The organism is Burkholderia sp. AU19243 (genome assembly GCF_018148075.1).
Lineage (GTDB): Bacteria > Pseudomonadota > Gammaproteobacteria > Burkholderiales > Burkholderiaceae > Burkholderia > Burkholderia latens_A.
The window spans coordinates 1-15,851 of sequence record NZ_JAGSTV010000002.1 but is presented as its reverse complement, the minus strand read 5'-3'; the positions used below and the strand labels follow the sequence as shown (position 1 = coordinate 15,851).

General features: G+C 62.3%; 5 protein-coding genes and 2 pseudogenes. All 7 read right to left on the bottom strand.

From position 1 onward, the window contains the following. Positions 1 to 35: 35 nt before the first annotated feature. Positions 36 to 707, bottom strand: a pseudogene (locus tag KDW55_RS03505) (SDR family oxidoreductase); the annotation flags it as partial. 61 nt (positions 708 to 768) lie between these two features. After that, positions 769 to 1,083: pseudogene (locus tag KDW55_RS03500) on the bottom strand (cation:dicarboxylase symporter family transporter); the annotation flags it as partial. A 606-nt stretch (positions 1,084 to 1,689) separates the two neighbouring features. Further along, complete coding sequence (locus tag KDW55_RS03495; protein ID WP_212161233.1) at positions 1,690 to 1,953, bottom strand: hypothetical protein; 264 nt, start codon at positions 1,951 to 1,953, stop codon at positions 1,690 to 1,692. Beyond that, positions 1,950 to 11,414 carry a hemagglutinin repeat-containing protein gene (locus KDW55_RS03490; RefSeq protein ID WP_212161225.1) on the bottom strand — a complete coding sequence of 3,155 codons (9,465 nt, stop codon included), beginning with the start codon at positions 11,412 to 11,414 and terminating at the stop codon, positions 1,950 to 1,952. Before KDW55_RS03490 ends, KDW55_RS03495 begins: the two co-directional genes overlap by 4 nt. A gap of 74 nt (positions 11,415 to 11,488) precedes the next feature. After that, positions 11,489 to 12,394: a hypothetical protein gene (locus tag KDW55_RS03485; protein ID WP_212161227.1), complete on the bottom strand. Its 906-nt coding sequence runs from the start codon at positions 12,392 to 12,394 to the stop codon at positions 11,489 to 11,491. An 81-nt stretch (positions 12,395 to 12,475) separates the two neighbouring features. Beyond that, a complete protein-coding gene (locus KDW55_RS03480; RefSeq protein WP_249174039.1) occupies positions 12,476 to 14,143 on the bottom strand; it encodes a ShlB/FhaC/HecB family hemolysin secretion/activation protein in 1,668 nt (555 codons plus the stop codon). 830 nt (positions 14,144 to 14,973) lie between these two features. Further along, on the bottom strand, positions 14,974 to 15,851 hold an 878-nt coding region (locus KDW55_RS03475; protein ID WP_212161228.1), incomplete at its 5' end, for an AAA-associated domain-containing protein.

Sequence of the window (15,851 nt, the reverse complement as noted above, 5' to 3'; positions counted from 1 at the left end):
TTGCCACGCAGCCGGGGCCGCGTCGACCCTGCGCTTCAGCCGACTCGCCAGCCGCCGTTCACCGCGATAATCGCACCGGTGACGAACCCGGCGCGCGGTCCGGCAAGCCATGCAACCGCGTCGGCAACATCGTCCGGATGTCCGGGGCGGCCGAGCGGCGTCTGGTCGCGGATCGCCGCCGCGATGCCCGGTGCGACGCCTGCGTCGCCGAAGAAACGTGTGTCGGCAATGTAGCCGGGCGCAACCGCATTGACCGTGACGCCGCGCGGCCCGAGCTCGCGTGCGAGCGCGACGGTGAACCCTTCGACGGCCGCCTTCGCCGCCGCATACGCAAGACCGCCGGGCAGCAGACTCCCGGCGCGCGCGGCAATCGAGCCGATGTTGACGATCCGCGCGGCGCGCTCGGCCAAGTGCGGCAACACAGCCAGCGTCGTGACGAGCGTGCTTTTCAGATTCGCGTCGAATACGGCATCCCATTGCGTTTCGGCATCGCCGGCGTCGGCGTCCGCGGCGACACGTCGGGTCGAACCCGCGTTGTTGACCAGCACGTCGATGCGCGGCCATCGTGCGACGATCGCGCCGATGGCCGCCGTCGCATCGCGGCGCACGCCGAGGTCGGCCGCCTCGCCGGTCGCTGCATCGCCGAGATGCGCGACCGCCGCGTCCAGCCGTTCGCGGTCGCGGCCGACGCGCTGGGACTCGCGACCGCGACGAGATAGCACGCGTCGGGCGCGACGTCGCGGCGTGCATCGGCGACGCGGCAGCGAATTAAACGGACGTCGCCGGGCCGGCGCCGTCCGCCGGATCGCCGTTCTGGCGCTCCAGTTCCGCGTCGAGATGCGCGGCATGCGCACGCGCTTCGGACTCGGACATCAACTCGCCTTCCCACTTCGCGACGACCGCGCTCGCGATCGAGTTGCCGACCGCGTTCGTGGCCGAGCGGCCCATGTCGAGGAACGTGTCGACGCCGAGGATCAGCAGCAGCCCCGCTTCCGGAACGTCGAACTGATGCAGCGTCGCCGCGATCACGACGAGCGAGGCGCGCAGCACGCCCGCCATTCCCTTCGACGTCAGCATCAACACCGTTCACACCATGCCGTGTCCATTCTGTACCGTCCTGCGGAATTTCTGCCGACGCTATTCGAACATCGCCGGCCACACCCCTCCTTCGCTCGTCACCGGTTCCATTCGTGCCAGCTTCTTCACCAGCATATGCTCCTTCAGCTTACCGTCCTCGTGCAACTGCCGATTGAACCAATCAGTCGACCGAATATTTATTTGCATGCCTTCCGACCACGCCTCGCCCGTTCCACACCGAGATCGCCCCGGCAATGGAAAGGCTGCAAGTCAGGACCGGAAGCGGGTTGGGCTGTGCCGCTATCGCGAGCGCAGTGACGCAGCTATTGACCAGGAAAACGCTGATTGCGATACGCCACACCAGTGTTGTGCAACGAGTCAGACACCGTGCCAGCAGTACGTAACCTACTGCGAAGCAAAGGAGGTTAACGACCGTGCTCGTGATTGCCGACAACCGCTGCATTGTCGACACCTGGGGACCGGGACCAAGCGGGATCCCTCCAGTCAGAGTCATCAACACAATCACCATTTGCAGAATCGCAAAAATATATAGCGCAACCTGAGCGACAGCGAAATGATCCTTTTTTACATCTTCGTTTGACCATGCTTCATTCACTTTCTTGCCCCCTCATCATCCTTTTTCGACTCATAGCTTTTGCGCGCTTTCTTGTAGCTGTTATCGAATGGTTTGATCTTCAGCATACGAGCACGACTAGCGTAGCCTCCTATCGCTGCAAGCAATAATCCAAACGACATCATCAGCATCGAATGTGTATGTTGGACGCTCCAATAGACAATACCCGCGCCCGTCACGCAAAGCACCGTACGCAACCAGCCACTTAGATTTCCATCATCAATGACACGGATTTTCTTCATTTTTTTTGATCACCTCGCCCTTTCAGTTGATTCAGCCAAGTTGAGTTTTTAATTGCATTCCCAAGCTCATTGATTGCAGGTCCCCAAAGCGGAAATTTTTCAGCGGGCCTATACAACAGAACATCGACTGTACCGTCAACACTAAACCCGATAGGGTCGGGCCTAGCAAGCTGCTCGACAATGCCCGCACCAAACCCCAGGACCGTTCCAACTAATGTTGCGCTAGCAAACCCCGGAGCGTATGGCGATGGAATCTCTGCAGCAGCCCCAGTTGCCGAGCTAAACCGCCCCGCATTCGTCGAAACCATCGCCGCCGTATCCGCTGTCGTGTTTCTCACGTAATTCACATCCGTCCGATCAAACTTCGTGAACGGCCCCGTTACCTCAAAGCTAGAGCCCTTCTTCCCGGTCTGGTCATACACGATGTTCGGCACTCCGTTCTGCGCCGAAGCAGAATTCGCAAGTATGTAGCTCTGCAATTCAGCATTCGGCCGCACCGTGATCTGAGTCCAAATCGGCTTGCCGTCATCGGTGTGCCCCGCATAGTGCCATTTCGCACCGGAGTCGGTCGGCATCGTCCCGACCAATGTTGCAGGTGCCCCAGACTCACGATCTCCGCCAATTGATCCTCCCATGATCCGCATTTGATCCTCAATCTGCGCCTGCGTATATCGGCCTTTGCTTTTTTCCGCCAGTTGCTTCGCTAACGTCTTTTCTTTCGCCTTGCCGTCCTCGTACAACTGCCGATTGAACCGATCGGCCGCAGCGCCCGTCAACGCACCGGTCCCACCACCCACAAGCGCACCGGCTCCGCCCGCCAGGAGGTTCGACGCGACGTTACCCAGCAGTTCATCCACGTTCTTGTTACTCGTCGGCCCCGCCTCCTTGATCAACTGCGCGATTTCATTCAGTTGCGGCGCTAGCTTCGCCGACACACCCGCTCCCGCAGCGCCACCCACCGCACCCGATCCGCCCGCCGTCAATCCGCCCGTCAGCGCACCGCCTGCAACGTGTAGCGCAACACGATTGTCGCCGCCTTCGGCCCAGCTCTTCGCGTCCTGCAAATACTGCGCCTTGAGCGTCGGATCGTCAGTCGCCGCAGCAGCATCCCGGGCGGCGTGCTCCTTCCTGTCCGCATAGTTTCCGATCTGCTTCGCGATCGCTTCCGATGCAGCCTGCGCCGCGTTGATGAGATCCGATTGATTGCTCAGCACCTGCTGCAGATCCGGCATCTTGCGTACCGTACCATTCAGGTCCGACGTATCACGATTCAGCGTCGCCACATCCTGCTTCTGGTTCGCCTTATCCGTGATCGTGATGCTGCCGTCGCCGATCGCGCTCTTCGTCGTCGCACTACTGCTGCCACTCTCGCTCACGTACAGCGGCAACGCACCGCCTGTATTCTTGCCGCTCGTCGGCCCATGAGTCGCGTAGTTGTTACCGCCATTGCCAACTCCACCACCGGCACTGACTCCGAAGCTACTTGCATCGTATTCCGAGTGGTTCTGAATATCCGAGAACGACAACGTCCCGGTCGTCAGCTGATTCTTCTCAGCCGTCGCCGTGCCCGCAATGTAAGCGCCCTTCAGGTCGGTATTACCCTTCACGGTGATGTCGAAACCACCGTCTCCAGCCTGGATACCCGCCTGCTCGTTCACGCCCGCATAGTTGCCGCTCGCATGGCCGCTCTGCGCGCTGAAACTCGCGCTGCCGCCGCCCATGCTGGCGCTGAACCCGCCGCCCGAACTGCTCTGGTGCGCCGCGCTGCGGCTCGTGTCCTGCACCGACGCTAGATTCAGATCGCCGCCGACATTGGCAATCACCTTGTTCGCGTTGACGTTCGCACCGACGATATTGGTGTCGCCTCCGCTCACGATCGTCGCCGTATTGCCCGCGTTGATATGCGTATTGTTCTGCGTGGCCGCATCCGAATTCGCATCGCCATGCGCGCGCGACATCGACGCCGACACACCGAAACCACCCGTGCCATACGACACGCCCACACTCGCGCTCTTCGACTCGTTCGTGCTGCGCGTGCTGTCGGTGTCCGTGCTGTTGACCAGATTGACCTTGTTCGTCGCCTGCAGCAGCACGTCCTTCGCGCTCACGTCCGATCCCTGGATCGTCACGTTGCCCTGCCCGGCGTTCTTGTCACCCGTCGCGACGAACGCGGCTGTCCCGCCCGCCTTCACGCTGCTGCCGGTGTGCTGCGTGCTGTCCTCGGTAAACGTCGTCTTGCTGTACGACGAGCCGAAGCTCAACTCCACCTTCGCGTCGACCTTGCCCTTCGGATCGTTCAGCGCCTTCGTCATGCTGCCCGTTGCGCCGACCAGATCCGCCATGCCGCCCGCCGCCGCAATCGCATGCAGCGCTGCCGCCCGTCCATCCTGGCTGCCGCCGACGCCTTGCGCCTGCTGGTTCACGTTCTGGATCGCATCGATCACCGGCGACTTCACCGCCAGCGTGAAACCCGAGCTCTTCACCTCGTGCGTTTCTTCGTGACGACGATCCGTCTGCGACGCATCGATTGTCACTTCCTTCGCGATGCCCGTGACGTCCTTGCCGGCGACGATGTCCGAACCGGTCACATGGAGCTTGTTGCCGGCCACCATCGACACGCTGCCGTCCGTGCTGCCGATCAGGCTGCCCTGCGCACCCTTCACCGTATCGCGGCTGGTATCGATCGTCTGGTTTGTGCCATACGAGATGCCCGCACCCGCGCTGCCGAGACCGGACTTCTTCACGTCCTTGTAGTGATACTCGCTTGACGCCGTATCCGCCGTCGTGATCGTCAGATCTCGGCCCGCAGAAAGGCTCACGTCGTTGGTCGCTGCGATCGTCGCGGCGGTCGCCGTCAGGTCGCTACCGGCCTGCACCGCAACCGTGCTGCCCGACAACGTCGTGCCGATTGAATTGGTATAGCTGCTTGAATCGATCGTATGCGTCGACGTCGACGACAAGAAGCCGCCTTCCTTGCGATAGTGTTCATCCTTTGCACTGGCGCTCTGTTCGCCGGCCTTCAAGTTAACGTCATGGCCGGCGCTCACGCCGATTGCGCCCTGTGCATTCGCGTAAGCCGCCGTCGCATTCACATCGCGGCCGGCGACGACCGCCAGATTGCCGCCCGTCGCGATCTGCGTTCCGATATCACGCGAGGCCGAATGTTCGGCGTGATTTCGGTCGTCCCACTTGATCGCATCCTGACTGCTCTGGCGAACCGCGTTCAGGTTCACGTCGTTGTTGGCTGCGAGCACCGCGTCGCCGGTGGTCGCAATCGCAGCTGCATTTGCATTCAGATCGTGCCCAGCCACCGCGTGCAACGTGCCCGCATTGATCGTCGAAATGCGATCGATACCGGTTGCAGTGCCGGTCTTCGTGGTAGCTGAACTCGTGGTCGTGGTCAGGTTGATGTCACGCCCCGCCGACAACGCCACGGTATTGCCCTGGATCAACCCGCCGAGGTTGTTCAGATCCTTGTCGGCGCTCGCCACAACGGTGCCGCCTGCGACCGTTCCTCGGTTGTCGATCGAATCCGCATGGATGATCGTCACGTTGCGGCTCGCAATCGTGCCCGAGTTCTTGTATGCGCCGTCCGCATCGACGGTGACGTTTTTGCCGGAAATGATCGCGCCTTCGCCGGTCACGTCCGCCGCGTTCGCGTGCAGATACACCTGTGGCACCAGCACGGTTTGATGGCTACCGTCCGGCAACGTCACCGTCTGATTGACAAGCCACACGATGTCGCTGGTCAATGCAGCCATCTGCGCTGCGGTCAGCGCCGTTCCGACGTTCAGGCCGAACTGCTGCCCCGCCGTCACTCCATTGGCGATCAGCGCCTTGTATTCGCTCTCGTTGTCCGTGTAGTTGCCAATAAACCGCTGGCCCGTCGTCTGGATGATCTGCTGCTGGATCAGTTGTTGCTCGTAGAAGCCGTCGCCGATCCGCTTGAGGACCGTGTTCGGATCGATCTTGAGTGCATCGAGCATTGTGTCGCTCGACAGCCATTTCCGCCGATCGGTAAAGCGCGGATCCGTTTCGATCAGGAAACGGCTGCCCGGGTCGCTAGTCACCTGGTACAGCGCATTGTTGGGCAGGCGCGTGCTCGGCGTTACCGTCCGCACGACGACGACGCCGACATTGGCCTTCACCGCCGTTACCATTTCGGTGCCGACACCCTGCACGGATACGCCGGCGATTCCTTGCGCACCAATATCCTTACCGGCCACCGGTGCCACACCGGTTCCGCTCGCCCCCTGCGCCGCGGACGTGGCAACCGCCACGCTCTTGATCGGATTCGACGGCTTGCCTGGATCGGTCAATACGACAGGCAGATCGATCGTCTGCGGCGGAATGGCCGGCACGAACGGCGTCGAGCTGGTCGCACGCTCGTCGCCGCTGAACGCTCCGCCAGACTGAACCCACGTATAGATCGCCTGCCCTGAGCCCGTGAACGTTTCCGCGCCTTGCGCACCGATGTTCTGTACGTTTTTCGGATTGTTGCCGTCACCGGCCACGATCTGGCTCTTGTCGTTGACGCCCGAGGCGGTATTGATTGTGATACTACGACCAGACGTGATCGTGCCGGGTTGCGAAGCCGTCACGACATCCTTGGTCGATGTCACGTTGGCCGTATAGACGGTGTAGGTCTGAACGAGGCGGCTCGCCACGTCTCCGTTATAGCCAACGAGCGCCCGGTTCAGGTTCTGGTAGGCGGCGACGGTGTCCTTGTACCACTGCTGGAATGGCGCACAAGCCGCGTGGGTCGAGGTCAGGCATGATGGACTCGGCGGACCGAAGGGATTCGGCTTTTCGCCCGTTACATCAGCTTCGGTCGGCGGCTTGACGGAGAACCAGTCGCTACCCACCCCTTTGCGACCGGCAAACAGCCCGGGGAGACCCGTCATGGCAAACGGCCCCTGCTTGGTCCACGCGGGATTTACATCGGGCGGCGGCGCCACGCCGAACGTTGCCCAAATATCGGCCGGCACCGTCCGATACGCACCAGTTTGCGAAGCAACACCTTCACTACCGAAATTGTTTGCGGGATACGCAGTGCTATCGATCTTGCCCGCCACCCCGTTCATCGTGTACTTCGCATACTCGGCGAACGGATATTTCGTGGAGGGCAGCAGAATGAACTTCTGATCGTCGTCGAGCGCCCACTGGTAGTCTGTACCCGGACGAATTTCATGGTTGTTCTTCTGGTACAGATAGACGGTCGACGGATCGATCTTCTCGGTCGAGCCCGGCACCTGATACCACAGCTGATTGCCGCTGGTAGTCGTAACGGTCGACGTCTGGAAATTCGAGTTCAGGTTTTCGAAGCGATTGGTGTCGATCGTGATGTCACGGCCGGCGTCGATTTGCGCACCGTTGTTCGTCACGATCTGCGCGCTGCCGGTTGCCCGATGGTTCGCATCCAGCCCGCCGCCGACACGAATATCGTTGCTCGCATAGATCAATGCGTTGTTCAGATTCCTGAATGTCTGCGCGCCGATGTCGAGGTCGCTCCGCGACGCGATCACACCGCCGACGCCCTTCACGCTCCGGTCGTTGATCACCGTCTTCGCACCGACCGCGACACTATCGCCATATATCCGGCCGCCCGCATTATTCACGGTATCGCCGGCAGTCACCGTCGTTGCACCGCCATCGATCAGACCTTCGTTCGTGATCGACTCGTTCGCATGAACGTTGGCGACATTGCCGCCGACGATCTCGCCGGTCGCACGGTTCCGCACGGATTTGGCAGCGACGCTGGCAGCGTTGCCTGCCGACAGCGTGCCGGTGTTGTCGAGCGTGCCGCCGGCAGTCGCCGTCAGATCATGCCCCGCCACGATCTGGCCACTGTTCGTGAGGTCACCTTGGGCCGTCACAATGACGTCGCCGGCCGATTGAAGCTTGCCGTCGTTAGCGAGCGTGCCCGTCGAGATCGTCAGCTTCCGACCGCCGTTGATGTCGCCTTGGCTGTTGATCAGCGTATTGGCGGCACTCAGCACTGCGGCACCCTTCGACTGGACGCTCCCCGACGAATTGTCGATCGTCGGAGCGGTCAGCGTCGCATCCTCGTCCGCCCGAACGGAGCCGGCCGTATTGTCGATCGTGTGGCTCGCAGTCAGGACGACGCTTGCGCCTTCCATGCCCGCAACCATGCCCGGTACACCGGCCGTCGCGGGCAACGTCGCATTGGCTGTTTGCGCATTCCGGATCGTGTCGGCATTCACCGACAGCTTGCCACTTGCGTGCATCGCCCCGCGCGTATTGTCGACGGCCGTACCGGACACGCGCACATCACTGTTGCCACCGATCTGGCCGGCCGCGTTCGACACGGTACCCGCGCTTTGTACAGCCAAGGCGCCGTCCGCGACCAGCGCGCCGCCATCGTTGACCACCGAGGTTGAGCGGATGACCGCTGCGCCGCTCGACGACACCGCGCCGCCGGCATTATTCAATGCGCCGGTCGCGAGCGTTACGCCATTGCCGAGCACCTGACCGCCTGTGGTCTGCCCCGGCAACACGCCGTTATCGAACGTCTGGCCGTGCGAGTCGATGTCGACCGCAGCGGTTGCCTGCACGAGGCCCGAACGGTTATCAAACGCTCTCGATCGACCGATCAGCGATTGACTCGCCGCCACGGTGCCGAGCGTGTTGTCGATCGCGCTTTGGCCCGATGCCAGAGCAACGTTCGAGCCCGTAATCGTGCCGCCAGCATTCAAGAGCCCGGCGTTCGTCAGCGTCGTGTTGCCAGACGCGAGCAGTTTGCCGCCCGCGTTGTCGGTCGTGCCGGCCGTCGTGACGGACAAGCCGCCCGAGACGGACCCGATCGTGCCGCCCCGGTTCGATACCGATTGTGCGGCGATGATCGCCTCGTGCGTCGCGCCGATCGTACCGCCCGCGTTCGTCAGCGAGGCGGCAATATCGAATTTCGCAGCATTGGCCGAAACCATCCCCTCCGTATTGTCGAACGCGGCGGCTTGCGCAGTCAGCGCGCCCGCCGAGGTGATCTTGCCGCGCGTGTTGTCGATCGTCTGCACAACGTTCAACGCGGTGTCGCCAGACGACGTACCGATCTGCCCTGCATGGTTGCTCAGGGTGTTTGCCGTGACTGCAGTACCGGATGCACCGACCAGCTTGCCGCCGTCATTCGACGCCAAGCGCGACGCGCTCACCGACAACACGCCCGCCGTCGAGCCGATCTCGCCGCCGGCATTGCTGAAACCGGCGGTCCGAATCGTGGCGTTCGTACCCGCGGTAACGCTACCGTTGTCGTTGACGAGCGTGTCGGCATTCATGTTGAGCTGGCCGGCCGAACTCACGGTGCCGCTTGTGTTGGTCACGGCCTGCGTAGCTCGCAGCGTCGTGTCGCCGGTCATCGATCCGAGCTTGCCCGACGTATTGTCGACGCCGTCGGCGGTCAATGTCAGGCCGTTCCCACCGACGATGGCACCAGCGCGGTTCGAGACCGATCCGGACGCTGCGATCGTCAATGCGTCGGCTGTGCCGATCTCACCGCCCGCGTTGGCAATGTCGGCAGCGTGGATATGGGCTGCGCCGGCGCTGAGCGTTCCGGTACCGTTGTTCAGTTCCGCAGTCTGGACGGTCAGCTCTCGCGCGGACGCGATCTTGCCTTTCGCATTGTCGAGCGACCGCGCGACATTGAGCGATGTATCGCCTGCCACGGTCCCGATCTGGCCTTGCGCATTGGAAACCGCGCTCGCCGCCAGCGCGAGTCCGCTACCGCCCGCTATCTTTCCGCTATCGTTGGACACGTTGCCGGTTGCCGCCACCGACAACGCGCCCGTCGACGTGCCAATCTCTCCCGCGACGTTCGTCAAGTCGGTTGCGGCAATCTGCGCGGTGCGCGCCGTAATATGCCCTTGCGTATTGTCGAGCGCCCCCGTCGAGTTCAGCGACAACACATCGGCCGACAATGTACCGGCCCGGTTGGAAACCGCTCGCGCCGTCACGTTCGCCTGGCTGCTCGAACCGATGGCGCCGGAGTCGTTGATCAACTGTCCGGCATTCAGCGTCACGTTCTGACCGCTCATCGTGCCGCCAACGTTCGATAGCGTGCCGCCTGTCGTCACGTTGATCGCGTTCTCTGCGGCGACCGTTCCATGGTCGAGCGTGACGCCGCCGGCGAAGACGTTCACGTTGTCGCCCGCCGCCAACGTTCCGCTGCTGGTGATGTCGGCCGCGCGTGCCGTGACGGAGCCGCCGCCGACCAGATTGCCGGCCGGGTCGGCACCCGCGTACGCGTGTCCGCCATTGTCGAGCGACGTCGCAGCCGTCAGGTCCGTATTGCCGCCTGACGAAATCGTTCCGGCGTTCGACAACGCCCGGGACGCATCCAGCTCCGTAGTTCGAGCACTGACCACCGTGCCCTGCTGAGACACGTTGGCGCCCTCGATGCGCGTGTTGGCAGCCGATTGAACGCGCGCGCCGGGCGCAATCGTCACATCGCCATTATTCGAGACCTGGATGTCTCCGGTCAGGGACGTAATGGCACCTGCATCCCGAACGCCGACGCCAGCCTCGGTTCCGACCATCCGGACGCTGTTGGCGAACATGCTGCCCAGCGCCTGGACGTCGATCGCGACACCCGGCGTCGCGCCCGTGCCCGCCTGCACCTGCATGGCGTTGCTTGCGTAGTCGACACGGTTCGCACCGGCGACCGCATTGATCGAATCTGCCCACACTTGGCCGTTGATCGTCATCGCGCGCGAAATCAGGTCGATCGCACTACCGTGCGCATCGAGCCCCGCGCCGCCAATGCCGATTTGTCCTTGGATTACGTTCAAGCCAGCGAGCGTGCCGTCGGTATTGAAGGTCGGCACGCCGGTCGTCAGCGTGACGCGCGGAACATTCAGGAAGCCGCAACCCGAGCACGTGATACCGGCGGGGTTTGCGATCACGAGATTCGCCCGGCTGCCCGCTATTTCCGTCGGCCCAAGTAATTGGCTGGGATTGCCGGACGTGACCTGGTTGACGATCACGCGCGCAGGGTTGTTGCCGATGAACGGGTTGCCCTGCACCCAACCGGCCAGTTGCGACTGCGAATCTCTCCCGCTGTTGACCAGCACCGCGCCCTTCGTGCCGACGTTGTACTGCGTGAAGTTGTTCAACGACACGCCGTTTCGCGGTGCCGTGATGTTGACGAGCGGGATACCCGATGCCGACACGCCGATGACCGGGTGGGTCGGTCCGCTGCGGTCGGGCGTCATGGGCAGCGTTGCTTGCGCTTCAACCGCCAACGGTTGCATGCCGAACGTGCACAACGCGGCGAATGCCGTTGCGCGGGCAGCGAACCAGATCGATATTCCGGAATCCGCCGATGCAAGGTGAACCGCCCGCCGCACTCGAGCGCGCTCCCCTCCTCCATGCACCGACGCGTTTTCGTCAACGGCCACCAGCATGCCGCGCACGGCACTGAACACCAAGCGAAAGATTCCCGAATTCATGATCGTTTTATTCTTGATTGTGTTTCAGGCCGGCTGCGCGTGCATTCCGACACGCAGCCGGCCTTGCCCGCACGTTACTTGCAGCTGAGCGCGACCAAGCCATTGATGTTGCCCGTCGTCGCAGCCGGGATGCCGTACGACACGACGAGATACGGCTGCTTCGCGTCCGGGCCCATGACCGTGCTCATCAGCGACGATCGGGTTTTCGCGCTCAGTACCGTCGACCCGATCGCGGAGGTGCCGACGAACGTCTGGTCCCTGTCGCTGCCGATCGAGTACTGGAGATTCAACGTGTAGTTGATGCCCGGATTGCCAAAGGTGTCCGTTCCGCTCGTCAGCGTCGCCGTGGCGCCATTCAGCGAACCCGGTGCCGTGTTGCCATCGGTCGGCGTCGGACGCGTCGCGAAGGCCAGCGAACATTGCATTTGCACCGGCGCGCTCGCATCGATCGCAACCGGTACGCCAACGGCCCATGCCTGCCCCTGGTTGGCGTTGTACGAAGCGCCCGACGAATCCGCGCCGTCGGCCCAGCGACCGATCGCGATCGAGCCATTTCCGGCGAGGTCCGTCACGGTGCCTTTGGTCAAGGTTTTGACCGTGCCCGACGAATCGTACGGAATCGCGACATAGGCCCCCGGCGCCTGCTCTTTCAGCGCGGCGGCGGGCTGGGACAGCGCTCTGAGCACGTAGTTGCCATTCGGCATCTGACCGCCATTCCACGACGCGGGCGGCATCAGAATGCGAACCGTCGAGTGCTGGCTCGAAACCGACTGCGACTGGCCTTCAACCCGAATCGCCGCACCCAAAGATGCGCTAGCGCCCGGTCCTCCGTTGGAAGGCACGTTGCCCGATGCGGCTGCGCCGCTATCACCGTCGTCACCGCCGCCGCATCCGCTCAGTCCCAGGGCCGCCACTGCGGCAAACGCCGCCGTCGCGGCTTTCAGGGTTCGGCGCGTCTGCTTGTCGTACACGTTTTGCATAGTCTTTCCGTCTTTTCCTTCTCGTTCATCAAAGCACCGAGGCGAGGCTCTCATCCCGGCTCGGGCCAACCCAACAGCGCACTAAAACAATGTGCTGGCCTGAAACAGCAGCGTCGGCGAGCCAGTCTTGAATCCCTGCGGCTTCGACACCGGGAAACCGAGCGACACTTCGTAGCTGAGCGCCGCCCCGAGCACGTTCTTCGGCGCGAGATTGCCTCGTACGCCAACGACCGCTCCCACCAGCGTTTCGCCAAGCAGGTACTGTGCGGCGGCCCCGCGTACGCGCCCGGCATCGATCCCCGCATAAAGGGCCTGCGTACCGATCGGCGTCGGCACGTACCAGTCGAGCTCGTTCGACACGGCCCAACCGCTCTCCGCTGCAAGCGTGAGCTGCTGATCGAACCCGCGCACCGCGTAGCGCGTGCCGATCGTGAAGTAGTCCGAAGGCGTCAGCGGCGTGCGCGCGTTCTGCATGTTCCAGCCGAACTGGTACGAGAACGTCTGAACGCCGATCCTGAAAGGAAGCCGGGCATTGACGCTTGCCACTTCGACGCGGGTCTTGCCGTCGAAATCCGGCGAACCGACGACCGTGCCCGTATTGCTCGACAGGCCCGGCAACGATGCCCGCCACGCAAACGAGCCGTCCACGACTGCATCGCCGATGTATTGGCGGTGGGACACGCCCAGCTCGTAGCCGACGATGTCGCGGTGCTGTACGGGGATGTCGACGCCGTCGATGGCGTTGCGGCCGATCTTGTGGAACAGGTTGCCGTGGAGTTCGGTACGCGCATGGGCGTTGCGATAGACCACGCCCGACAGTCCCGCCTGTAGCTGCGACTGGACACCTGTGTATTCGATCGGCGCGTCGAAGCCGGCCACCGTCTGCTTGTAGCGCGCACGGCTCGCGCCAAGCGTCAGCAACGCATACCCGACAGGTACGCTGTAGTTCGCGGAAACTGACTGATTGCCCTTGTCGGACGCGCCGACATTCGCGTTCGTCGTGCCGGCAATCTGCAACTGGTCATACAGGTGCAGCGGCGAATCGAACGTAAACGAGCCGGACAATTGATACTTGCCCGTGGTGTCCATACCGGCGTTGTCTGCACCGATGACGGCATGCCAGCGCTTGCCGGTCCCAGGATGCAGAACGAGTTCCGAGTCTCCCGGAGTCGGGCCGGGCGCGATGTCGAATGTCGCGTCGGACTGCGATTGCAAGCGCCGCAGGTTTTCGAGCCCCTGATCGATGTCACGCTGATTCAGCAGCGCCCCGCGCGACGTCGGAAGTGCAGTACGCATCCATCCGATCGTCGGCCTGTCAGCTCGGAGATCGCTGATACGGCCGGGCACGACGCGTAGCGCCAACGTTCCCGATTGCAGCGATTGCGTCGGCACGAGCACGCGCGACGTCACGTGACCGCGCGCGATCAATGCATTGTTGGCAACGTCCTGAATATGCTTGAGTGCGGTCTTGCCGACGCACTGCCCGACGACCGGCTGCAACACGGTGGCAAGCCAGTCAAATGGATTGTCTTCCAGCGCAATTTCCCGGATCGGAAAGCACGGCGTGTCGCTCGGCAGATGCTTGATATTGGCCGCCGATGGCTTTTCACCTGTCGGCGTCAGCACATTCGGACGAGGATTCAGCTCCTTGGCGGCTTCAAGTTGCTGCTGCTGCAAACGCTGGATTTGCGGGCCGGGCGTGATTTCGGACGGCGGAATGCCTTGTGCCAGCGCGGAAACGCTCGCCAACGCCGAAATCCACGCTGCCGAAGTTTCGCGATTCTTCACTTATTAGCGGCGTAATGATTGGTCTCTCGCCGCGCAGTTTACAAAAATATTTCAATCCACAGTGTCAGTAACTGCAAATCGCCACGCTACGCGTGGAACCTTCCCTCCGGGCCTCGGGCACGCATTTATTGCGAGAACGATTTCTCAATTTTTCATTCTCGCTATCACCGCGCACTGCGTAACACTCTGGGACATTTAGTTAATAAACTCGGATCTTGACGCTTTTCACTTTTTCATTTTTCAAACTGTGCACGTCGATCTCGATCTGCATCCGGTACCAATCTGCTGCCGATCCTACGTTTTTCCCATTGATTATTCAGACAAATATTAAGCACCAGATCCGCTGGCGGACTTTTATCAAATACCGATTCTGTGCGACGCGCATGCCGATGTCCCGATGCATCGGCATTCCACGTTGACGATTCGAAACAAATAGATCAAGCATCCATCGTTGACATTGCCAAAATCCCTTACGGGCCTGCATCGCGCAATTGGCCTTCACATGATGCAGCGTTCATCGTGTTGTGCGTTCACAACGGATTGGGGATGGAGAACGGGCGGATTGGAGATAGCTGACCGGGCTACCGGGCAGGAAAGGTGCCTCGGAGACCGCGTGTGCTCGGACGCCGCCCGCGCTCGGGCATCTCAATGAACCGTTCAGCAACGCACACGCGGACGTGCGCCTGAGCGATTCGCTCAGGCGCATCATGCGGAGCAACCCTTTCGGGCCTGGATACCTCGCGCGTGTCCGGATCGAAGCCCGCGGCCAGCCTCTCACCGATCGACGGATCTCAACTCTCGACGTCCTCGAGACTGAACACTTCGGTCTTGTCGTTGTATGAAAACACTTCGCCGTAACGCCCCCAGTCGATCACCGCGTCGAGCGTTTCCTCCGCCGCGTCATCGGACAGAAAATCTTCCAGCTCCTGCTCGAACCGCACGCGCGGCGCGCGATGGCCCGGCCGTTCGTTCAGCACCCTCCTGATCCGCGCGGCGAGCGGCACGTGCTTCAGCAAATGATCCGCGAACATCAGCTTGCGTTCCTGCGTGCCGAATTCCGCAAACACGCGCGCAGACGGCGTCAGGAACACGTCGCCTTCGCGCACGTCAGCAAAACCGAGGTACTGCAGCACTTCCGCGATCGGGAACAGGTCGTCCACTTCCAGATGCAGCGTGCGCGCGATTTCCGGCATGTCCGCGCGGCCGTGGTACGGCGCCATTGCCAGCGTCTCGATCAGGCCGGCCATCAGGTTCGTCGACACTTGCGGCAGCCAGCTGCCGAGCTCCAGCCCCTTCTTCGTCGTCTCGCCGATCTGGCGCGCGGTCATCTTCGCGTAGATGTCGTCGACGAGCTTGCGGAAATCCGGATCCAGCCGGTTGCGCGGATGCTTGAACGGCACCTTGATCTCGGCGATCACGCGGCCCGGGTTCGACGACAGCACGAGAATCCGGTCGCACATGAACACCGCTTCCTCGATGTTGTGCGTGACAATCAGCACCGACTTGATCGGCATCCGGCCTTGCGTCCACAGGTCGAGCAGATCGGTACGCAGCGTCTCGGCCGTCAGCACGTCGAGCGCGGAGAACGGCTCGTCCATCAGCAGGATCGTCGGATCGACGACGAGCGCGCGTGCGAAGCCCACGCGCTGCCGCATCCCGCCCGACAGTT

Bases quoted from the DNA above. Each gene is read 5' to 3' on its own strand.
- KDW55_RS03495 (WP_212161233.1), bottom strand. From the start codon at position 1,953: ATGAAGAAAATCCGTGTCATTGATGATGGAAATCTAAGTGGCTGGTTG.
- KDW55_RS03490 (WP_212161225.1), bottom strand. From the start codon at position 11,414: ATGAATTCGGGAATCTTTCGCTTGGTGTTCAGTGCCGTGCGCGGCATG.
- KDW55_RS03485 (WP_212161227.1), bottom strand. From the start codon at position 12,394: ATGCAAAACGTGTACGACAAGCAGACGCGCCGAACCCTGAAAGCCGCG.